This is a genomic window from Paraburkholderia sp. ZP32-5 (assembly GCF_021390495.1).
Taxonomy (GTDB): Bacteria; Pseudomonadota; Gammaproteobacteria; order Burkholderiales; family Burkholderiaceae; genus Paraburkholderia.
Genome location: NZ_JAJEJP010000003.1, coordinates 1417015 through 1440783 on the forward strand (window position 1 = coordinate 1417015; position 23769 = coordinate 1440783).

Genomic DNA, 23769 nt, shown 5'->3' on the forward strand with positions numbered 1-23769 from the left:
CGTAGATGAGGCCGCCGGCTTTAGCCAGGCTGGCGTCCCTGCATTCGCACCGTCACCGGATACGCGGTCGCCGGCGGCGGTGGTTCGTCCACCTTGCCCATCGCGAGGACCGCCTGTATCACTGCCGCGTCGAGCTTCGTGTCGCCGGTCGATTGCGCGACCGTTACCTTGGTGATGTGGCCGTTCGGCTCCATCCACAGGTTCAGCGTGCCGCTAAAGCGCGAGCCGCCGGCATCCTGCACGTTCTTGTCGCGCTCGATCGCCTGTTGCAGCGCGTAGCTGATGTACTGCCCGTAGCTCGCGTTGCCGAACGAACCGCCACCGCCGCTGCCCACCATGCCGCCGCCGTCGCCCGCGCCGATGTTGAAGCTGTCCGTGCCGGCCTGAGCCGGCGCGTTCATCGTCATCTGCTTCGGCTGGTTGTCCGACGGCTTCGGCGCTTCCGCGGGCTTCGGCGCGACGGTCGGTTTCGGCGTCGGCGTCTGCACGTCCGGCTGCTTCTCGGGCGGCGGCTTCACCTTCGGCGGAGGCGGTGGAGGCGGCAACGGAATCACGGTCGTCACCTGCGGCGCCTCGGCCCGCTTCACGGCGGCCGTATCGGTCGCGAAGCGCCACACCAGCGTCACGACGCCAATGCCGATCAGCGTGAGGACCACCGGCTTCACGAAGCGGCGCCAGCCGGACCCCGTGTCTCCGGGACCGTTGATGTAGTTCATTTCCATGGCTAGCCGCCCGCTTTGCCCTGCGGCCCCTTGCCCGTCACGAGTCCCACCTGTGACAGATCGAGGCGCCGCAGCAGGTCGAGCACGTCCATCACCCTCTGATAGGCCACGGTCGAGTCGCCCTTGAGTACGATCGGTACGTCAGGCGTGGTCGCCTTGATGGTGCGCAGCCGGTTCTCGAGTTCGTCCATCGACACCGGATAGGCATCCAGATAGATCTGCCCCGAATCGGACACGGTGATCGCCTTCGTCTGCGGCTTGGCAAGACTCGCCGAGGAGCTCGCCTTCGGCAGATCGACCTTGATCCCCTGCACCGAAGCGGTTGTCATGATGATGAAGATGATCAGCAGCACGTACGCCAGGTCTAGCATCGGCGTGATGTTGATATCGTCATAGGGCTTGTCATCGTCCTGAACCTGCATGGTCGGACTCTCCTTACGCCGCGCTCAGCGAGTGCTCGGGACTCGCGTGGACTTCAGCGAGACGCGTGACGAACTCATCGACGAACACCTGCATGTTCGCGGTCACGTTCTTGTTGCGGATCAGCAGGTAGTTGTAGCCAAACAGCGCCGGAATCGCGACGAACAGACCCGTGACGGTGGCAAGCAGTGCCGCCGCGATACCCGGTGCGATTGCGTTGACGTTGACGTCGCCGGCGGCCGCGATCGCGGCGAAGGTGATCATCACGCCGACCACCGTACCGAGCAGGCCGAGGAACGGACCGCCCGAAATCGCGATCGTCAGCAGCACCATCGACTTCGACAGTTGCTGGTTCTCGCGCACGAGCGTGGCATCCATCGTGGCGCGGATCGCTTCGATCGACTCGGCCGTGATCTGCGCGCGACCGTTGCGGTCCATCCGGCTATCGATTTCCGACACCCCTGCCGCATACAGACGGTACAGCGACGATTGACGCAGACGGCGGCCCTCGTCGGAGCGTTCGTCGACATGCGACAGACCCACCAGATGCTTGCCCGCGGTCTCGCGGAAGCGCTTTACGAAGAAGCCGTTGGCCTTGTCCAGCCGGTTCACGTACGACGCCTTCGTGTACATCACGACCCACGAAATGAACGCCATCACCAGCAGGATGCCGATGACCACCCATGCGTCGATCGTCACCGAATGCACGATCACGCCGAAGTAACCGAAGCCGAAGCCCGACTGTTTCTCATCGGCACCGTAGGTCACCAGCTTCGATTCGGTGCCTTGATTCAGCGCGTCGATCGCGATCAGCGTCGGCGAACGTGCCACCTTCGACAGGCGCAGTTCGTCGATCTCGCCAACGTAGCCACCCGCGGCCGGCGCGGCTGCACCGCTTGCCGGAGCCGCGGCAGCGGCCGCGCCCGCGACATCGCCGCCGATTGCGGTCGGCGTGTTCAGTGCCGGCAGCGTCGCGGCAACCTGACCTGCCTGCTGACCGCCTACGTACAGCGTCACGTTCTTGCCGTCCGCCGTGACCGCGATATGGCTCCACTGATTCGCTGCGACGGCCTGGCCAGCCTGCGCACGGAGCGGTGCCGCACCGCCGTCGACCTCGACATACGGCACGCCGTTGTCGAGTCCGATCAGCAGCGCGTTGGCGCCGTCGCGGCGGCTATAGAGCAGCGTGGCCGGCGCGAGCGAGGCCGGCTTGACCCATGCGCTGAAGCTGAAATTGCCGCCTGCCGCCACGGCCAGCGACGGGCTCGCGGCGATGCTGAGCGGCGTGCCGTCGAACTGCGCGGCGCGGCCGACGATGCCGTCCTCGACCGTCTTGGCCGGCGCGTTCTGCGCGTTGTTGCCGTACGCGGTGACGTCCTTCGGCGGCGTGCCCGCGGCGTTATCGAAGTGGTACACCAGCGTGTAGTCGGGATCGAATGTCTCCGACGGCTTGCCGCCATCCGGCGCCTTCTTGTTGCCGTAGTACATCCAGATGGATTGCGTCGCGCCCGCCGGGAACTGAGGCACGTCGACCCACACGAGCGCCACGCCGAGCACCGCGTCGTACTGCTCGATGTGGTAATTCAGCGGCGTCTTGTCGTCCGCTGCAACGAAACGGATATCCGCGCCGTTGTCCTCCAGGCCGTCGAACTGGAAGTTGCCCGAGTGCAGGCGGATCAACAGCGGCACGCGGCCAGCCTGCGCCGAAATGTTCGCGCCCTTCGGCGTCGCATCGATCGTGATCGATTTGCGGTACGACCAGTCGTTCTGCCACCAGGCGTTCGCCACGCCAGGCAGGCAGCCCAGTAGCACCATCGTCAAGAGAAACAAGGCTCGCTTCACAGTTACATCCCCCGATAAGCCGGCCGGTTTTGTCGCGGCCAGCGCAGAACAATCAAGAAAACCAGTTAATTAAAAAGTCCCGCGTACATAGAACTGGAACCGCGGGCTATATGCCTTCGTGTAGGTCGCCGACCTGAGCGGGAACGCCATTTCGAGCGCCGCGCTCGCGTACTTCATCAACTGGATGCGCGTACCGACACCCGCGCTCACCAGCGTGAATTCCGAGGTCTGCTCCGGCAGCGGACTCAGCAGCCACAGGTGCGCCGCATCGACGAACGCGTGGAAGCGCCACTCGTCGACCGCGCTGCCCACGTACTTCGCGATCGACGGGCTTCTCAGTTCGAGCGAACCGATGACCCCGCTGTCGGCCGTGTCTTCAGCCTCCAGGTAGCCGCGCACGGTATTGATGCCGCCCGCCGCGAACTGCTCGCTGGACACGAGCGGCGAATTGGCGAACTGCGCGCTGACGTGGCCATTGAGCTGGACATCGCGCGGCAGATCCTGCGTGTGATTGACGTCGAACTTGCCGTAGACGAAGTCCGGCGTTGCGTTGAAGCGCTTCTGGTCCCACGCGTCCGCATCGCTGCCGAGACCGCGGATGTTGGTCGTCAGCGACGCGGAGAACGACGTCTGCGAGTTCTTCAGGTTCAACTGGCCGGTGTAGGCGAACGTGACCGGAACGTAGGTGAGCGGCGCCTCCGACGTCTGCCCCGCGATCGTGTCGTCCTCGTCGAAGTGCTTGTGATCGATCTCGACGCTCACCGACTGCGAGTAGATGTCGGTCGAAGGCAGCGCATAGATCGCCGTCAGCCCGAACGACGTGCCCTTGCCCAACACGTTCGTGCCGCCGAGCGACGCGACGTCGCTGTTCGAGTGGAACACCGTCGCCATCAGGCTCCAGTGCGAGTCCTTCAGCGGCGCGAGATACGAGAACGAATAGACCTGGGCATCGCGCGGGTGCTGCGGCGCGAGCAGGAAGCTGCCCGACATCACATGGCCGAGCTGCCACAGGTTCGAATAGCTGAGCGATGCGACGGTGCGCAGCTCCGCGGTGTTCGGGCTCTGGTCGTTGTTCAGTTCGAGGCTGCCGTGCGCGGCGCTATGGTCGGTCACGTTCAGGTCCACGTCGACCGTCTGCGGCATCACGCCCGGCTTGAGCACCGGAATCACCTGACTGTCCGGCGAGCGGTTCAACTCGGTGAGCTGCTGCTGCGCGGCGTTGAAGTCCGGTACCGTGCCTTCCGTCAGAGCCGGCACGGCTTCGCGGATTTTCAGCGGCGAGTCGTACTTCGCTCCCTCGACGCGCAGACGGCCGACCTTCGCCTCCACCACCTGCAGCACGATCACACCGTTCTTGACCTGCTGCTGCGGCAGCTCGACAGCGACCGACTGGTAGCCGTTGTCCTGATAGACCTTCTGCAACGCATCGCGCGCGGCGTTCACGTCCTTTAGCGTGCGGCCCGGGCCTTCGAACGGATAGACCGCCTTCTCGACGTCGAGGCTCGACAGCGTCGTATTACCTCGCACGATGAACTCGTTCACGTCGAACGTCGCCGGCAGTGCGCCCGCCGCGGTGGGCGCCGCGGGTGCCGCGGGTGCCTGTGCGGCCCCCGCATCCGGTGCTGTCTGCTGCGCCTGTGCCTTGACGAACGGAACCAGCGTCATGCCGCCGATCAACAGTATCCCCGCAAGCCGCGGTCCCCGGCGGCCCGCCACCTCATCACTTACCCATGGCGTCATGCGTTACCCCGTGCTCGCCTGGAATTACCTGAGTCCTCTGTCAACCGGTGGCTCAGTCTGGTCGCCATACATGCTTTCTGAGTCATTTTTTTGACAATCAAATCTGTGATCCTGATTAAAATTCAAACGTATCGGAGCCCCGTTACTTCTCCGTACCGCCAGATCCATCGCACGACTGCCTGCACCCGCATGAGCGTCCTGGTCCCCCGCGACGCACTTCCCCGTACAACCGGATACGCAGCGCGATCGCAGTGACACGTTGCCGCCGCATCCCGCTACCACCGTTTCGCATATCGCTCACCCTCCATAGACGGATCGAATTGCAAGAAACCGCACACATTCTTTGCAATCCCACGCGGCACAAGCACGCAGACGGTCTCGCTACGAGCGAAACACGCGACTTGCGCATGGGAAATAACAGCGTTGAACGGACGTGTGCGCGCACAACATGGCGCGCCTGCCATGTGAGCCTGGTCGCGACAACCGAATATTTCGTAATGGTTCGTGATGAACCTGATGTGCACTGTTCAGGCCATAGCCGAGCTGTTTCGCCACACGGCTTAAGCACACGTTCAAGTCATGAATGTGAATACAGATGAGGTATCGCTTCGATTCGTGAAGCAGGTGTACATAGCACTCGAGCAAAGCGCTCGAGTGCTATGTGTTTCGCGATGAACGAATGTGGACGATCAGGTTGACCGTGCCTGGCGATACGCGTTGAGACTCCTGACGAGAAGACAGCACTGACCGGTGTCGCGCATCAGCCCGGAAATAAGGCCTGAAACGAGAGTGCCCACCCAAGCGCCTACATATCGTTCAACCCGTTCTTCTCATCCTTGCTCAGATAGGCACGCTGCGAATCCCCCAATGCACCGAAGCCAAGCACGGCGACCGAAGCCGACGGGTTATAAGCCACCGGCCCCGGCTTGCGCTTTTTGCGCTCGCCGTCATCGACCGATTCACCGAAGCCCTCGACCTGCACCGAGATGGTCCAGTGACGTTGCGGGATCCCCGATGCGTTGTTGCGCACCAGGTTCTGCGCCATCTGCGTAACCGCCGAGGTGGCCGCGCTCGCCGCCGTCAGCGCGCCGGTATCGACGCTCGCCACCACCGGCACGCCGGTCGTCTTGCCCTGCACCGTGATGTTGACCGCATTGAGCACCTGCAACGCGGCAATGTTCAGGTTGCCCGACACGCGGATACCCGCGGCACCCGCGTCCACCGTCCCGCGTGGCGCCAGCAGGTTCACGTTGCCCGGCGGCGCGTCGGGAATCGTCTGCAGCGTTGCGATACCGGCACCCGTCACCTCGCCGCGCGCATCGACCGTGCAGTAGTGGTTGACATCGCAGTCGTACTGCAACGGCGGCACGTCGGCGACCGACTTCGAGCCCTTGCCGGCATTGATGTCGCCGTTCGAACTCCAGATCGTCATGTCGCCGCCCTGCTCGGTGAACACGCGGCTTTGCGCGAGCAGCAGGCTCTGGTCCGTGAAGATGTCGACGTCGCCTTTCTCGAGCGTCAGAATGCCCATCGAGCCCGGGCCGACGACCACGCCGCCGACGCCGTTGACCAGTTCCGGCGGCGCGACCGTGCTGCCGACCAGCGCCTGTCCGCCCGGGCCGAGAATCGTCACGTTGCCGCCCTGCTGCGTCTGGATCGTCGTACTGCGAATGTCGAGGTTGCCGGTCGTTACCGTCTGGCCGCCGTTGACGCCGCCGGTCAGGTCGTTCGCGGTGTAGCCGTAGGCAGCCGGGAACAGCGTGTTGATCGCCTGATAGCCGCGCGAGTACTGCCCGTGGAACGGACTCGACGGGTCGTTGTAGTCATTGCCGACGTCGGTCAGCACGCTGAACAGCACCTGCTCGGCGAACAGCCGCTGCTCGTATGCGGGCAGCGCCTGGAACTGCTGCCATGCGGTGGCGACGCTCAGCGTGCCCACCTTGGCTGCCGCGGCATCGCGGGTACTCTGCAGGCCGTCGTCGATACCGTGGCCCGCATCGTATTGCTCCATGAATGCGACCAGCGCGGCAGAGGAACTCGGCACGCCCGCCACCGAACTGGACGGATCGATATACGTCGCGACGAAATCGGCCAGGTCGATACCCGGACCGACGCCGAACAGCACGTTCACGTTCGCGCTCTGGTGCGGCAGGTTCGGATTGTTCGCGTTGCCGACCGCATCGATGCCGGTCGTGCCCGCCTGGTAGAACTCGTTCTGTCCGGTCGCGTTATAGCCTTCCTGGCCATTCGTCAGCGGCCCGATATTGCGGCCGGCCTCGATGTCGAACGTACCCGGTCCGCCCAGCGCGAGCACCGGCACGACCGGGCTCGGCGAAGACGCCAGTGGCGTGTCGTAGATATCGCGCCCGGCGAGGATCTGCGTGACGTCGTCGTCGCGCAGGTTCTGGCCGTTGAACATCAGGTTGACGATGTCCTGCGCGGCTTCGATCTGCGCGGGCTTATCGACGCCGACGTTGACGATGTGATTGTAGAAGCCCGCGTTGTTCTGGCCTGGCGCTTCGAACACGCCGTCGACGATGCTGCCGTCGAGGCTGTAGATCTGCACCGGCAGCGTGTCGTCGGCATGCAGCGGCGTCAGCGTATGGTTGCCGGTGCTGGTGCTGCTGAGCGACGGCACGGTCGTGATGTGATTACCGGCATCGGGCATCAGCGACGGATCGAGGTCGAGCATGCCGAACGTGGGGAAGGCATTTTCCTGCGACGACAGACTGATCGACTGCGCGGCGATCAGGCTCAGTTCGCCGGTCGGCGACGGGAATAGCTCGCCGCCCGACGCAACCGTGATGCCGCCGGCCAGCGCGGCAATCTGGACGCTCGCGGGCAGCACGTACGACATGTCGTCGCCCGCGCCGCCGATCAGATTCAGCGATCCTGGACTGGTCGCGAGCGTGCCGAGTTCGACGTTGCCGGTCGTCGCCGCGATATCGAGCGCGGAGCGGGTCGAATACGCCTGCTCGTCCGGCTTGCCCGGCTGGCCGAAACTCGTGACATAGGACGGATCGACCATCGCGCCGATGTCGACGCCCTGGCGCGCGCTGACGTCGAACACCGCGTCCTGTGCGCCGAGCACCGTCGCGATCTGGCCCAGCGACAGGTTGTGGTTTCCGCCGACGGTGAACACGTTCGGGTTGTAGGTCGTGTAATCGCTGCCGTCCGGGGCGATCTGTCCGCCCGCGCTGATCGTCGCATTGCCGCGGCCGACGAAATAGTCGCCGCTCAGAATATTGCCGCCGGCCACGACGCTGAGGTTGCCGCCGCCGACCGTCACCGCGCTATTCGACGCGTCCAGATACCAACTGGTCGGCAACGACACCGCGAGATCGACGATATTGCCGCCGGCCGACACCGATACATTGCCGCCGACGCTCATCACCCCCTGATCGAAGCCGCCGAAGTTGATCGACGCCTGCGTGACGTTGCCGTTCGAGTCCACCGGGTTGCCGGTTTCCATCCACTGCCACCAGAACTGACGGATATCGGTGCCGACGTTGCCGGTGATGCTGCCGTCCGCATCGATGGCCTGCTCGACGCCGACGATGTCGTGTTGCGCGTGAATCGAAATGTCGCCGCCGGCCTCCGGACTGACAGTCGGGCTGACCACCAGTCCGGCAATCCCTTGACTCGGATTGGCGTTGATCAGCGTCGCGCTCTGGCCGACCGGTGCGCCCGCCGCCGGTATGCCGGCCGTGTAGATGGCGCCCGGCGCGGTGGTGTCGAGCAGTTGCACGTCGTTGGCCGCGGCAATCTGGATCGAGCCCGTGCCGGTTCGGATCATCGTCGGCGACGTGATGATGAGGCCGTCGCTATTCAGGAAGTCGGTGTGACCGTCGAGCGACACGTCACCGCCGCCCGATGCGCTGAACAGCGATGCCGCCTGCAGCGCGAGCGGATTCGCGCTGTTCATGTCGGCGCCGGCCACGAACCGGAACGTCGAACTGTTGCCGCCGTTCAGCGACTGCGATTGCAACGGCAACGGATTGGCGGCCGTCACGATCGGCGACGGCGTGTTGTCGGTCAGCGGCGCGACGATGATCTGGATCGTCGTGCCGTTGCTGCCCGGACCCCGCGTTCCGCCGCTGGTGTTGATCGACCCGGTGATCCCCTGCACTGCCGGCGGCGTCGGAAAACCGATGAACTGGGCCTGATTTTCAGCGGCTTGAATCTGCGCGCCGAATTCGTTCAGGTATTCCAGATAGAGCAGCGGCGTGCTCGCCTGCAGGCCCGGCGCCGGCGCGGTCGGCGCAACCAGGTTGCCGGTCGCGGCCGGTAAGCGGTGCGACGTCGCCAGCTCCTGCATGTTGGTGATCCCGCCGCCGTTCGCGGGCGGATACGGGTCGATCAGGAATTCGGCATAGGCGGCGTACAACGCATAGTATTCGGCGATCTGGTTCGCATCCGTCGTGTTCGTCGGAATGCCAGGACCCCAGATCTCGCCCTGGTACGAGTTGCCGCTGTTCTGGCCGTAATACGACAGCAGCGTGCCGCCGGGGTAGGTCCCCTGCGGCGTATTCGCGTACAGGTTGAAGTCGAACGCGTAATCCGTCGGATCCGGTACATAGATCGACGTCGTGCTGCCCGGATGCACCGGATTGGCGATCTGGAAGAACCCGTCGGTGACGCTCGCATCGACCTCGACGTTGTTCGCCGCGCGGAACGTGATGATCGGCGCCTGACCGTTGAAGCGGTACGACAGCATGCCCGGCGTCGCGCCCGAGCCGAGGTTCCAGTTCGTCACGATCGAGATGTTGCCGTTGTTGATCGCGTTGTCCGGATTGTCGAGTTCGATACCCGGCACCACGTTGACTGCCGGCATGGCGGCGAACTGCTGGGCGACGCCGCTCACGCCGTTGGCGACGAACTGCATCAGCGTGCCCGGTATCACGGTCTGCGTGCCGTCGCCGTTGATCACCGTCTGCGCGCCGTAGAACATCTGGTGATTGGTATTCGTTGCGCCATCGGCCGGCACGAACGTGTCGTTCGTCAGGTCGCTGGCCAGATCGCTTTTGATCTGCGCCCACGACGCGCCCGGATCGTTCGACAGCGTGGCCGTGGTCCATGTGCCGGTCGACGCGTCGTAGGTGCCGGGCGTGTAGTCGATCGTGTTGCCCTTCGGGTCGGTGAAGGTGCCCTTCACGAGCTGCGCCGTGCCGTCCGGACCGACCGGCTGATACCACCCGGCCGGATCGACGATGCCGTCGAAGTGCTGCGCGCCGGTCGTCGTATCGGTGGTGCTCCACACTGCGTACGCTTCGAGATTCACCGCGCGCGCGCCCTTGATGTTGGCGCCCGACAATCCGACGTTCACGTACTGGCCGCCATTGGTCGCCGCGTCGCTGAGCAGCGGCGCGCGCAGGTTCACGACGCCGCCGAACAGGCCATCCTGCAGCACCGTCGCCATGCCGCCGCCGGACACGTCGATCGTCGCGCCCGAGCCCAGCGTGATCTTGCCGGAGTTGCCGTACGCGACGTTCTCGTAACCGTATTGCGCGTTATATGAACCGGATGTCGGCGTGCCGCTGGTGCCGATATTGATCGTGCCGCCGAGCTGCGTCGACAGCGCGTTCGCGACCGGCGCCGCGGACGGATCGGAATTCGGCAGGTACGCGTCCGAGCCCTCGGCGCTCAGCGTGCCTTCGACGTCGACGCTGCTGCGTCCATACAGATCGATCGTGCCGCCCGCGTGCCCTCCCGATGCATCGGCAATGCCGTTCGCGTCGATCGTGCCGTTGATGATCACATTGCCGTTCGCGGTATCCGCCGCGCTGCCCGCGCCGCCGTCGGCGCTCAGCGACACCGTGTGCGCGTTGATCGAATGGCCGCTCGACAGCACCAGGTTGCCGGTCCTGGTCTCGATCGTGATCGCGTTGTTCACGCCGCTGGTCGCGAGTTCGGTCGCGAGATTGTCGAGATCGACCGCGCCGCCGGTGGCGAGCGAGAACGATCCGCCGGTGTAGCCGGAGGCCGCGCCACCGCTGATCGTGCCGTTCAGTTCGACGGTCTGGTCCGGCGCCGACAGCGTCAGACTGCCGGCCGCACCGCCGCCCTTCGCGCCCGCGAAGTTCAGCGTCGAGCCCGCCGCGACATTCACGGTGCCGATATCGGACGTCAGCGAGATCGCGCCGCCCGGCGCGAAGACCGCCGTATCGAACACCGGCAGCGCAACGCCGCCCACATCGATGGTCGAGCCGGCCGCGATATCGACGTCGCCCGCGCTCGCCTCCATCGTCACATCGCCGCCCGGCGCTTCGATCGTCGCGCCGTTGTCGTGGATCGTCGCGCTGAGGAACGTGAAGGCGCCGCCGAGTGAGGTCAACGTCGGTACGGTGCCTTGTGCCGCGTTCAGGTCGAGTTCGTCGGTGGTCTTGATCGTCGAGCCGGAACCGGTGCCCGCAATGAACGCGGGCGCGCTCATCGCGACCGGCGTATTGCCGAAGTCGAGCGTGCCGTTGCCCGACGCGACGATCGCGCCGGTGCTGTTCAGCGCCGCGGAGGAGAAGCCGGCGATCGTCGCGTTGCCGTTGCCGAATGCGAGCACGTTCGCATCGAGCGTCAGCGTGCCGCCGCCCGCGACGCCCCCGGTATCCGGCGCGCCAACGTCGTTGCTCAATGTCAGTTGCGGCGCACTGATCGTCACCGATCCGCCGTTGCCCTGGAACACGCCGGCGCTCAGTTCGACCTGATTGACGAAATTCACGTCGACGTCGCCGTCGAAATCGATCGCGCCGGAACTGCGCAAAATCACTTCATGCGCGCCCGCCAATTGCGCGAGCTGGGTCTGCCCGACCACGAAGCCGGGCAGCGCGGCAGCCGCCGCGCCGGTCTGGTTGGTGAACGTGATTGCCGAACCGTCGACGGCGATCACATTGCCCGACAGGCTCGCGGCCGGACTGAAGCTCAGGTTGCCCGACGAATCGAGCGTCAGCGCCGCGCCGCCGTCGAGCACCGCGCCGGCCCCGACCGTCAGCAGACCGGCATTGCTCGCGACCGGCGACGTGTTCTGGCGCGTGACGACCACGTCGCCGCCATTGCTGACCGACAGGAACGCGCCGTCGCCGGAAACCGCCGCTATGGCGGCGGCGCCGTTCGCCGCGGCCACCCCGTTCTGGCCGATCGTGATCGGCACGTCGCGCGCGGCCGGATAGCTGCCTTGCGCCTGGATCACGCTGCCCGGGTCGATACGCAGCCCGTTCGCCGCGTTCGGATCGGTGCCGGTCGGGTCCGTCTTCGTGACCAGCATCACTTCCGGTCCGGTCAGCGGATCGGCCGCGTCGTTCGACACGACGATGCTGTTCGCGATCGCATCGATCGTGATGCCGCCGCTGGTCGGCGTGCGCGTGCCGCCGATTAGCAGGCTGCCCGCGCCGAGCGTATCGAGCTGATCGGCGCTGATCTGCAGATAACCCGGCAGCACCGCTTCGGCGCCGGAACCGCTACCGACGATCTGGATATCCTGCGACGCGATATCGACTTCGGCCGGCGCGCCGCCGGGCGCCGCCGATGCGTTCAGCGCCGCGCCGAGCGACAGCGCGCTGGTCGCGGCCAGCACGAGCTGGCCGCCATCCCTCGGCAGCGGCGGCGTGACGTTGCCCTTGTCCGCCGCCTGCGCCGCGAAGAAGCTGTTGGCGCCGGTCAGCGTGTACTGCGAGTACTGCTGCCACACCTGCGCCGACTGCACGTCGAACACCAGCGGCGTCGCGCTGCGCGAGCCGTCGAGCGCATTGCTCATGTAGCCGGTCGCGACCACGGTGCCGTCCGCGAGCGTCTGCGCGGCGCCCGGCACGGCCGTGCCGCCGGCGCTCGACACGGTGACCCGGTATGCGCCGGGCAGCGTCGCGTACTTCGCCGGCAGCAGCGTGTAGTTGCCGGCCGGCAAGCCCGGCACACCCGACAGATAAACCGATTCGCCGACTGCGCTATTGAGCGCCGCGCTGCCGATGCCCATCGAGTCGGTCGTCGTGGTGGCGCCGGCCGAGTTGGTCGACGGCTGGACCGTCTGCGCGAACACCGGATCGTAGGCCGCCACCGGCGCCTGCGCGCCCGGCAGGATCGCGTAGACGTTGCCGCCGTTCGCGTTGACCGGCACCGCGAGCCCGCCCGCGTTCTTCGAGTAGTCGATGTTGTATTGCGACAGCAGGTCGCGCGTGCCGCCGGTGCCCGGCACCCATTCCTCGGCCTGCAGATCGCCGCCGCCGGACAGGTCGATGGTCGCGCCCGCGTTCAGTGCGACATGGCTGCCGTTCACGCTGATGAACTTCGCCGGCGGCGCGGCCAGGTCCGGCACCGAGCTCGCGGTGCCGCCGATCGGATTGAATTGCCACTCGACGCCGTCGATCGTCGCGCCGTACGGAATCAGCGCGCCATCGTTCGATACCGACGTGACGCTGTTGCTGCCGAGCACCACCGAATCGGTCGCGACCAGCAGCGGCGCTTGTCCACTGGTCGGCACGAGCGGGCTGAACTGCGCCTGCGTGGCCGGATCCGTCGGATCGCCGATACCGAAGATCAGGCTGCCCGACGGCGCACGCACGGTGCCCGACTGCACGATATTGGTCGCGTCGACCAGCAGCGCGCCGCCCGCCGACAACGGCACGCCCGATGTGCCGTTCGACAGGAACGTGATCGTCGTCGGCAGCGGCGCGCCGTCGACCGTCGGCCCGACCGCCGCGAGAATGAAGCTGCTGCCTGTCGACGGATAGACATCCGCCGCGCGCAGCGTCAGGTTGCCCGACGTGACCAGCACGCCGTCGCCGAGCGCCTCGCCGCTCGGGATCGCCGAGCTCATGCGGATATCGCCGCTGCTCGTCAGGTTGGTCTGCGCGAAGTTATTGAGCTGGAACTGGTTGACGAGGTCGACGAACGACGCGTTCACGTTCAGCGTGCCGTCGCCGGCCGCCACGACCGGCGTGAAGACCCCCTGGTTGCCGATGCCCATCGGTGCGTCGATCGCCACGTACGGCGCGGCAAGATTCACCTGCGGCGCGCCGAGCGCGCTCACCCCGGTCTCGCCTTTCAGCAGCGCGGCGAGCGTCTCGCCGTTCGTCAGGCTCTGCACGCCGCTGTCGTTCAGTGCAACGATCTGCGTGCTGTCGATGATCAGCGCACGCGACAGCGACAGATCGATACTGCCGTCGAAGATCACCGGCGCCGTCGGCGCCTCGCCGCTGTGCCCGCCGTTGACCACCAGCGTGCTGATGCCGGAGCCGTCCAGCCGGTCGAGCGCGAAGCGCATCACGCCATACGATGTCTGGTCCGCCCCGTTCGAGGTCGTGGTCGCGCCCGGAAAATCCTGGCCCGGCGCCAACCCGGCCGGTACCAGTTCGCCGCTCTGCTGCAAGACCAGTGCGGTGGTGCCCGGCGCAATCGCGTTGCCGCCACCCGGCAGCAGCGCCAGCGTGATGGGGTTCAGCTCGGCGAGCAGCGTCAGCGTGCCGCCCTGCGCCTGCGCGGCGCCCGGCTGCGCGCGCAGCGTGCCGTCGAACGCGAGGCCACCCGCGGCGCCGAGCGTGATCGAGCCGGCGTCGCTCCATACCTGCTGCGGCGCATACAGCCCGGACGATTGCGGCATGTCGAAGGTGGCCGAGGCTCCGGATACGTCGATCACCGAGCCGGCCTGCGCGACCACGAAGCCCGAGTCGTCGACCAGCGACACTGAGCCGCCCGGCAACACCTTGCCGCTATCCGGCACGATCATGCCCTGCGCGGTGCGCACCGGCGCCGCGGACGGATTGGTCAGCGCGATGCCGGCCACGTCGAGTACCGCGTTCGCGCCGAGCCATACCGATTTGCTGTCCGACGTGAAGTTCGCGCCGCCCAGCGCGCTCTCGCCGAGCACCGTCAGGTTCGAACCCAGCGGATCGCCGGTCAGCGTGATCTCGCCGCCCGGTGCGTAGATCGAACCGAGGACCGTGGTCTGCGCGGGCGAACCGAGATCGACGTGCGCGCCCGGGTCGGCGACGATCGACGCGCCCTCGCCGAGCGTCACTGCGCCGGTCACGTCCGTATAGCCGGGACGCGTCACGTTGAGGCCCACGCCCTGCGGCTGCCAGGCCAGATAGTTGCCGGCGGTCAGTTGCAGACTGGTCGGCTGGCGATAGTAGGCGTCGGTGGTACCGAGCGTCGTCAGCCCGTTCGAGAACAGGTCCGAGCCGCTCACCGCGCCTTGCAGCGCGGCGCCGTTCGGCAGCAGATTCTGTTGCGTCAGCCGCAATTGGGTGCCCGGCGCGATCGTCGCGTCGTACATCGCATTCAGCTCGTACTTGCCGAAACCCTGCTGAGCGAAAAAGCTGTCCGGCAGATAGACGGTCCAGTTCGGCGTCTGCGACGCATCGCCGCCGATCTGGAAACCGAGCGCCTGCAGCGCGAGCGTGCCGCCGCCCGCGAAGCCCGCGCTGCGGATCGTGCCGTTCAGTTCGAGCGTGCCCGCGGTCGGCTCGAGGGTCGGCAGGTTCGAGCCGCCGTCGCCGGTGTCGCCGAACTGCAGTTGCGTGAAATAGGTCAGCAGCGCGAGGCTGCCGCCCTTGCCCTGGGCGACGCCGTTGCTCATCAGCAGTTGCCCGTTCGACTGGATCTCGCCGCCGCCCGACACATCGATCAGGCTGCCCGTCTGCAGCACGATCGAGCCGCTCGTGTCGGTGATTGGGGTACCGGGGGGAGCAAACAGCACGGTGTTGCTGCTGTCCGGCGTGGACACGATGATCGTGCCGCCGTTGATGTATTCGCTGTCGCCGGTCACGGTGCCCGGCGCCTGCTGCGTATCGTTGTTGACCCACTGGCCCGCGACGCTCAGCACGCCGTTCGCGCCGAGCACGACGTTGCTGCCGAAGCCGCCGGTGATCGTGATGTTGCCGCCCGGCGCGATCAGGCTACCGAGGATCGTGATGTCGCCGCCGCTGTGATCGGTCAGCGTGATCGAGCCGCCCGGCTGCACGCTGAGCTGCGTGCCGGCGGCGACCGTGAAGCCCTTGCCGCCGGTCTTGTTCTCGGTCAGCGAGACGTTCGAGAAGCCGCCCGCGCTCAGCGTGTTCGCGGGCACCACCATGTTCTCCAGCACGTTGTCGGGGTCGGTGGCCGGCAATGCGCTGAGCGCGTCGGTATCGAGCGGCGTGCTCGCGCCGAAATTCGTGCCGAGCGAGTCGAGCGACGGCGCGCTGTTCTGGATGATGATCGCGGTCTCTTCGCCGCCGACCGTCGTGCTCCCGCCGAGCGTCAGCGCCGCGTTCACGCCGAGAGCGAAGGTGCCGCCGATCGGCTGGTTGTTGTTCTGCACCTGCTTCGAGCCGCCGACTGCCTGCGCCTGGATCTGCCCGTCGAGCACCATGTCCTGCGTCGCGAAGATATCCAGCGTGCCCGCGTTGCCGCCGACGATGAAGTCGCTCTCGTAGACGCCGCCGGTCAGCAGCGGGTTGTACCACTCGTTGGTGACGCCCCAGCGACTGTGCCGGTCGACGAACACGCCGGCCACGCCGACGTAGGTGTCGTACGGATTCGCCTGGCCGATCGGCACGATCGCGCCGTTCGCATCGACGAGCCGCGTCGTATCGACGATGCCGCCGTCGTAGTGCACGTAGCCGCCGTTCAGGTTCAGCGTCGAGCCGCTGGCCGTCATCACCTCGTTGGCGGCGAGCTTGATCGTGCCGCCGTTGGTCAGCAACTGGTCGATCGAACGCGGAATCAGATCGACATAGCCGGACAGGTTCAGGATCGGGCTGCCGACCCATTGGCTGCCGTCCGGGTTGGTGCCCGACAGCGTGCTGTCGAATATCAGGTTCTTGAAGCCGTTCAGGAAGCCGTCGCGCAACAGCGGCGAGTTCGCGAGCTCGTTCTCGCTGATCGTCGGCACGGTGACGAGGATGTCCGAGATCGGCAGTTCGACGTTCGCGATACCCGATACGTCGATCGTGGCGCCGTTGTCGATATAGAGACGCCCCTGCACCGCGGTATCGCCCGCCGGCGTCCGGTCGCCCGCGCCCAGGCCGCCCGGCGTCAGCGCGACGAGCGACACGGTCGAGCCCGGCGCCTCGACCAGCGAGCCGCCCTGCATCCAGATCGAGCCGGCCGTCGCGGAGACCGTACCCGCCGTGAAGGTGGTGCCGGGGCTCGACGTCGCGGTCTTGCCGTCGTCGTCCGGCAGCACGGTGGTCACCGAACCCGGCCCGAACACCAGTTGCCCCGCGCGCGGCGTGCCCAACGTATCGTTACCGTCCGAGATGCTTTGCTGCGGATAGGTCGCGGTCGGATTGGTGACGATCAGCGGCGTGTTCGCCTGGTGCTCGTCGACCGTCGAGATGATGATGCTGCCCGGCTCGCTGACGCTGGTGGTCACGCCGACCACGCCGTTCTGGTTGACGTTGGTGCCGAGCAGATTGACCGTGCCGCGCTCGGCCTGCACGAGGCCCGTATTGGTCAGCGTGCCGGCCGGCGTGATGTCCGGCGCGAGCGCGCCGGTGCCGGCCGACACGCGTCCGCTCAGCTCGGGCATCAGCACCTGCGGATTCGCCTGGTTCGGCGCGAGGCTCACACCGATACCGGCCGCAAGCACCACCTGGCCGTCCGTCGCGGCAATGCTGCCGGCGTTGTTGACCTGATATCCGGCGATCAGCACGAGGCCGCCGTCGCTGACCGTGCCGTTCGTATGCGTGGTGATCGACGCGCCCTGCTCGATCGTCACGTTACCCGGCGGCACGTAGTCCGAAGCCGCGGCGACCGAGACCGCGTTGCCGAGGCCCAGCACTTCGTTGGACGGCACGGATGTCGAGATGATCGGCTTGCTCTGGCCCGCCTCCAGCCCGGCGAGGCCACCGGTCTGACTGAGGAAGAACTGGTTGCTCGCCTCGACGTCGCTCGGGGTCTGCACGATGTCGTCGTTCAGGTTCAGGAACTCCATCGCCGAGGCCACCAGCGAATGGACGTTGACCTGCGAGCCCGCGCCGAACACGATGCCGTTGCGGTTGACCACGTACACCGAGCCGTCCGCCTTGACGTTGCCGAGAATCTGGCTCGGCGCGCCCGTCGGATCGACGATGCGGTTCAGGATCACCCAGTTGTTCGCGCCGTTGGTCTGCGTGCCGCCCGACTGATCGAAGTCGAGCGTGGTCTGCCGGCCGACGTTCATCGTCTGCCACGTGACCACCGCGTCCTGCGCCGTCTGCTTGACGGTGACGTTGACGGTGCCGTTCGGGTTGACCGTCTGCACCGGCCCGTTCGCGTTGATCCACAGGTTCGGATTGCTGCTCGCATTGGAGGTCGCGGCGGTCGGCAGGTTGTTGGTGTCGAACGCCACGCCCGGCGCCACCTGCAGCCCGCCGGCGGCGAGCCCGTTCGGCACGTTCGACCCGTTCGACGATGCAGCCGCGGCTGCGGCCGCCTTCTGTGCGGCGATCTGCTGGGCGATGCCCTGCGCCGCGCGCGCGAGATTCTGGATCGACGGCTGGCTTACCTGCAGCGCCTGTTGCGGCGAGATCCCGACGCCGAGGTTCGTCACGCCGGCAGCGCCGCCGCCCGCGACGCTCACCCGCGCGCCGGCGTTCGCCAGGTTCACGAGCCCGGCGGCATGCGCGTTCGTCGCGGCGCTCGCCGCCAGCATCAAGGCAATCGCATGGCAGACCGGACGCAGTGTCAACGCATGTCGGCTGAAAGAGTGGCGGACGGCTTTTGCTTGTTCGAACTTACGGGCACTCATGTGCAACTTCCCCTGTGGCGAGCCACTTACAGAATGTGAACGAAATAGGTTTTCGGCTTCATTGCCCCTCTGCAGGGGGCGTACATTGCACTTACGAACGAGCCTGTCTAAACCCGCCTATTTATTGGTCTCGTATCGTGTAAAAGGCGTGAATGTGGGGGGTGAGGGGTCGTTGGGGAGTGGGATAGAGATACAGATGGCGACGACGCCGAGAAGAAAGACTGAGGCGGGAGGTCTAGAGCGGCCGTGAGCCGCAGGCCGCTGGCTGCGGCTCATGGAGGGAAACAGCGTGCCCGCAATCATAGGCACGCGCGTCCGAAAAGCGGCATCCGGTTCGCCCGGCTTGCCGCGTAAAGATCAAGTGAAGAGGACGACGCGTCCAGGCAGCCGCACCGCATGCGCGCCGGTGATGCGGCAAATCAGATCGATCGCATCGTCGAGCCGCGCCAGCGCGAACTGCGCATGCACGCGCGCGTCCTTCAGCCCGGCATTGTTCAGAATGAGCCTGCCAGGCCGGTAGCGGTTGATTTCCTCGACGACGTCGGTCAGCGGCGCGTCCTTGAACATCAGCACGCCGCGACGCCAGGCTGTCACCATGCCCGCATCGACCCGCGAGACCGGACGCACGTTGCGATCGTCGTACATCAGTTGTTGCGACGCCGACAGCGTCAGCTGCCCGCGCGGATGCTCGAAGGCAAGCTCGCCCGATACGCAGGTGACGCACACGTTATCGCCGGTACGGCGTACGTCGAAGCGCGCGGCGCTGGCCTGCAGCCGGCCGCTCCCCGCCTTGACGACGACCGGCAACGCGGTAACGCCGAGCGCCGGCGCGCTCGCGACGACCTCCGCTTCTCCAGCCAGCAGATCGATGCCGTGCTGGCCGTCCGACATGTCGTGCGTCCGCAGCAGATCGATACGGGTTTGCGTGTTCATCTCGACCACGACGTGCGCGGAAAGCGCGACCTGGCGTTGCTCGCCGGTTTCCGTCCGGTAATCGGACGCGAAGTCGCCCAATGCCGGCCACAGTTGCATCGGCGGACGAAATGCCAGCCATGACGCGCCCGCCGCCACGGCAAAACCCACGAAGGCGCGCCGTGCCGGCCGCGGCACCAGCGCACGGGCCGCCCGTGCGTCCGCGGCACGATCGGCGGCGCGCTGCTCGGCCCTGACCTCGCCGGCCACGACGCCAAGCTGCGTCCATGTCCGGCTCAGCACGCGGGCCACGCGAGCGTGATCGGGATGTTCGTCGCACCAGCGCTGAAACGCCTGAGCGTCATCCCGCGTCGCGCGGCCGGAGCGCAATCGCACCAGCCAGGCTTGCGCCTGTCTTGCGATCTCCGTGGACGGGTCGTCCGTTTTGCTCATCGTGTCCATATCAGAATTTTCGCCGCCCTTTGACTTGCCTGTTGCTGTTTTCCAGGGCCGTGGCGTCTATTTCCAGCATCTGCGCGTAGCACTGTTTGATGGCTTCGCTCAATTCCCGTTCGACGAGGCGCAGCGAAATGCCGAGGCGCTTCGCGATCGCCGCATTCATTTCGCCATCGACGCGCGCTGCCAGCAGGATCTCGCGGCGACGCGGACTCAGTCCTTCGACGACAACCTTCAGCGCATCGACTTCGCGGCGCGCCGCAACGATCCGCTGCGGATCGGCGAGCTCGTCCTCGACCTCGAAGATTTCGTCGACTTCGTCGCCAAGCAGATACCACTGTTCGCGGCGATAACGATCCGTCGCGGCATTGGTCGCCACGCGCAGCAGATAGGCGTCGCTGACGGTCGTGCTCGCCTCGCCCATATTTTCGAGGCGCAACCACGCGTCGTGCAAGGCGTCGGCGGCGTTGTCCTTGGACCCCGTATAGTATTCGAGGTGTCGCCGCAGATACTGGTAGCGTGAAACAAACAGCGCCTTCAGACGGGCGCGAGGGCTATCGGACATGCGCCCTAACCTCCGGTGTCGGGTTCGGGGCAATCAGGCACGACGCCGCCGCCTTGCGGCCGGACCAGGATCGTGACCGGCTCGGGAAGCGCGGCCGGCGGCGCGGCATCGAGCACCAGCGTGCGCACGGTGCGCGCAATCGCCGCGTCGCGCTCAGGTGTGCCGGTCGTGCCGACTATCTTCGCGTCGGCGACTTCTCCGCGACTCCCAATACGTAGCTGCATCATCAGCCGATAGTTGCCGGGGCGCGTCTGCGAGGATTGACACAAGGCCTGCGTCAAACGCGTTTGCAGCATCGCGGCGTAGCCGCGATAGTCGCTGCCGTTAGCGCCGACACCGGCGATCTGTTCTTGCGGAATTTCCGCGGGCGGCGCGGGTGGCGGCGACTGCGTCGGGACCGGCGACGGCACGATCGCGACGGCATTGGCATCGGTGAAACTCATCTGCAACCCCGTGCCGAACAGCAGGCGCAGCAGCGCGTCGCGCGGCGAGTAGTCGCCGTCCACCGGCGCGTTGGTACGGCCGTCGAGCAACGTGCTTTTGACCAGCACCGATAGTCCCGTGAGGCGCTCGTATTCATCGAGCGCTTCGGCCAACGGTTGTCTGGGCAACTGGAAGTGCATCTGCGCGGACGGGCGATCGACGGAAGCGCTGTCGATGCTGTCGGGCTGGCCGGCTTCCTGAGCCAGCACGCGTGGCGCCATCAGCGCACCCTGCAGAAGAAGGCAAACAGCCGGTGCCACCAGGACACTAGTCGAGGCCCGTGTGCCTGTCATAAAAAGAAAGCCGAAAATAGATTTACGGCGCGGATGTCGGGTTATTGCTGCAATGTCGCCGTTTTGCGCCCCAGACTGTAAAAACGAAAGATGACAATTGCGTGTCGGCGGGATGCGGGCGCGATCAGTCGGCCATTCGCTTCTTTTACCCCTGACCGTCAGGCGACGGCCATTGCTGCCGGGCGTGCAGCACGTTGAGTATCTGCGCACGGCTGCCGATCACGCGATACACCATCAGATAGTTTTCCGTCACGATGGCTTCGCGCGTGCCACGCACGCGGCCAGCGCGGTACAGGTTCGGATTCGACGTAATGCGGGCGGTCGTGGACTGAATCCCGGCCGCGAGCGTCGCGGCGCCTTGGGCGCTCTCTTCGCGTACGCGATCGAGGATGTCGGCGAGGTTCAGTAGCGCGGTCGCTGTCCATTCGACAGTGACCGTCATGCGCGCGGCGTCCGTTTGGTTTTAGGCGCCGCCTTGCCCTTGGCAAGCGCGCGCAAGCCCTTGGTGTCGCCGGTTTGCAGCAGGGTCGCCACCGCATCATGCGGCGCCTTCACGCTGCCGGGCTGGTCGGCCGCATCGATCGACGCGCGCACCGTCTCGCGAAACCACTTGTTATAGGCGGCGTCCGCATGCGCTGCGCGCATCTGCTCGCGCGCGCGTTCGGCCTTGGACTGCTCGGCCGCCGATCGCGGTGTGGCCGGATCGTACTGTGCCGCGTCTACCTCGAAACGGACGATGCCGAGTTCGCGCAGATAGGTTGCCAGCGTCTCGAAGTGAGCCCAGGTGCGGACGTTACCGCGCTGAGTAGCGAGTGCCCGCTCGGTCGTGCCATAGCAAAACAGCACGGCCCAGCCGCCACGCTGACCGACGACGTGCACCGCCAGCACCACGCCTGCGTCGATGAGACCGGACAGGGTTTTTTGATCGATGGTTTCAGGTGCCATGGTGTCAGCCGTTCAAGTGTTCAGGTGTCGATGTGTGTGGGATAGATCGGGCGAAACGATGAGGGCCGCCGCTTCGGTTGCCGCGTTTCGATGGTTGGGTTGGCGCGCATGGCGCTATTGCTAGTGGGAGCCGGTGGCTTTCCCGTCTCTTTTGACTGGTCGGGGAACAGGATAGAGGTTATCACAATCCAGGATTGTGATTTCTCGCTTTCAGGATGTTGATGAAGAAATTTGACGTGGCGCCGTCACGCCCCGCCGAACTGGGTCGGCGGGGCGTGACGGCGTTGCCGAAGCCTTCGACTTGAACGGACGACACCTCGCCGTCACGCGCTCACGCATTCAGCGTCGTTCAATCACGACTTCGAGATACTCGCTCGGTAGGACGAGTGTCGCGTCGTTCGAGCGGTTACGGCTCTCGATCAATGCCATCAGATCGCGATGAAACGCCGCCTGCGGTTCACCATCGAGCGCAGCAAACGCCTTGTTCATCGGCCCATAAAACGTGCGGAACACGTCGATGAAATGCGCCGGCGAGCGATAGCGGAACATGAAATCGCGGCTGGTCGCGGTGATCCTCCGCGCACTATCGCCGAACAGTTCTTCGAGGCGCGCCTTCGCGCCCCAGAGCGCCGGCGACTTCACGCCTGCCGGCGGCGGAACGTGCTTGCCGATCGTCTTGAATAGCTGCCCGATGAAACTTTCCGGCGTCCAGTTGGCAAGGCCGATCCGTCCGCCAGGCTTGCACACGCGCACGAGCTCAGCCGCGGCTCTTTCCTGGTTGGGCGTGAACATCACGCCGAAGGTCGACATCACGATGTCGAATGTGCCGTCCGCGAAGGGCAGCGCTTCAGCGTCCGCTTCCTGGAACTGCACGGGCAGTCCCTCAGCTTGCGCGCGCGCCCGGCCCGAATCGAGTAGCGAAGCAACGTAGTCAGTCGACGTCACGTCGCACCAGCGGCGCGCGGCGGCGAGCGTTGCGTTGCCGTTTCCCGCGGCGACGTCCAGCACGCGACTGCCGGCGCGCAGGTCGAGCGCTTCGCAGAGATTCTCGCCAACGATCTGCAGTGTCGTGCCGACCACCGCATAGTTGCCGGTCGACCAGGCGACCTGCTGACGGGCCTTGACGGCGGCAAAGTCTGGAATGGAAATGGAAGCGGAATCTACAGTGGACATGGAGAACTCCTCAAAAGCCTGACTGGCAAGACACAGACGCGTGGCCGCGCTGCATATCCGATTGCGCCGTCAATTCTTGATGAGCGTGCCCTCGCGGCGCGAGTCGCAATGACAATCGCCCATCTCCGCGGGTTTGTCTGCTCAACATGAACTGAACCGCGCCGCGCGAGCATTGACCGCCATCGATGCCTGCATGATCGATGGCTGTCTCCGGACGAAATCTGCCGGCGCTTTGCTGACGTTCGATTGGCGTTTAATCGTTCGTTGGTGCAGCGGCGTGATTGCTAGTATCGGCACACACGTCGTGTTGAGGAATGACCGGGCGTCCAGAATTTGTGCTCGGGACGCCGAAACTGATCAGCAGTCTGTCGGATGCGTTCTTAGATGTTCTTCGTGCCCCGTGTTTCGCAGGCACGGTTTATCTAAGCACGGTCTTAACAGTGCCATGGTGTGTCGTCGGGGAAGTCACGCGGATTTTTCATCGGCTTTCTTTTTTGTCCGACTGTCTTGTCGCGCCGA

General features: G+C 65.8%; 11 protein-coding genes. All 11 read right to left on the bottom strand.

Going from position 1 to position 23769, the window contains the following annotated elements; translation table 11 throughout:
• Window positions 1–20: 20 nt before the first annotated feature.
• Window positions 21–722, bottom strand: a complete 702-nt coding sequence (locus L0U82_RS38740; RefSeq protein WP_233839114.1) for an energy transducer TonB family protein — start codon at window positions 720–722, stop codon at window positions 21–23.
• 2 nt (window positions 723–724) lie between these two features.
• Entirely contained in the window at window positions 725–1144 is a 420-nt protein-coding gene (locus L0U82_RS38745; protein ID WP_233839115.1) for an ExbD/TolR family protein, read from the bottom strand.
• A 13-nt stretch (window positions 1145–1157) separates the two neighbouring features.
• The gene (locus tag L0U82_RS38750; RefSeq protein ID WP_233839409.1) at window positions 1158–2957 is read right to left on the bottom strand and encodes a DUF2341 domain-containing protein; all 1800 of its coding nucleotides are present in this window, start codon (window positions 2955–2957) and stop codon (window positions 1158–1160) included.
• Between the two features lie 96 nt (window positions 2958–3053).
• Window positions 3054–4724, bottom strand: coding sequence for a ShlB/FhaC/HecB family hemolysin secretion/activation protein (locus L0U82_RS38755; protein WP_233839116.1), 1671 nt, complete (start codon window positions 4722–4724; stop codon window positions 3054–3056).
• A gap of 805 nt (window positions 4725–5529) precedes the next feature.
• Window positions 5530–18363 carry a filamentous haemagglutinin family protein gene (locus L0U82_RS38760; protein WP_326489800.1) on the bottom strand — a complete coding sequence of 4278 codons (12834 nt, stop codon included), beginning with the start codon at window positions 18361–18363 and terminating at the stop codon, window positions 5530–5532.
• Between the two features lie 417 nt (window positions 18364–18780).
• The gene (locus L0U82_RS38765; RefSeq protein ID WP_233839117.1) at window positions 18781–19788 is read right to left on the bottom strand and encodes a FecR family protein; all 1008 of its coding nucleotides are present in this window, start codon (window positions 19786–19788) and stop codon (window positions 18781–18783) included.
• A 10-nt stretch (window positions 19789–19798) separates the two neighbouring features.
• On the bottom strand, window positions 19799–20356 hold the full coding sequence (locus tag L0U82_RS38770) for an RNA polymerase sigma factor (RefSeq protein WP_233839118.1): 558 nt from the start codon (window positions 20354–20356) through the stop codon (window positions 19799–19801).
• 5 nt (window positions 20357–20361) lie between these two features.
• Window positions 20362–21060, bottom strand: coding sequence for an STN domain-containing protein (locus tag L0U82_RS38775; RefSeq protein WP_233839119.1), 699 nt, complete (start codon window positions 21058–21060; stop codon window positions 20362–20364).
• Window positions 21061–21277: 217 nt separating this feature from the next.
• Window positions 21278–21574: a type II toxin-antitoxin system RelE/ParE family toxin gene (locus L0U82_RS38780; protein WP_233839120.1), complete on the bottom strand. Its 297-nt coding sequence runs from the start codon at window positions 21572–21574 to the stop codon at window positions 21278–21280.
• Complete coding sequence (locus L0U82_RS38785) at window positions 21571–22077, bottom strand: hypothetical protein (RefSeq protein WP_233839121.1); 507 nt, start codon at window positions 22075–22077, stop codon at window positions 21571–21573. The genes L0U82_RS38780 and L0U82_RS38785 overlap by 4 nt, the downstream gene beginning before the upstream one ends.
• A 339-nt stretch (window positions 22078–22416) precedes the next feature.
• The gene (locus L0U82_RS38790) at window positions 22417–23250 is read right to left on the bottom strand and encodes a class I SAM-dependent methyltransferase (RefSeq protein WP_233839122.1); all 834 of its coding nucleotides are present in this window, start codon (window positions 23248–23250) and stop codon (window positions 22417–22419) included.
• Window positions 23251–23769: the final 519 nt, after the last annotated feature.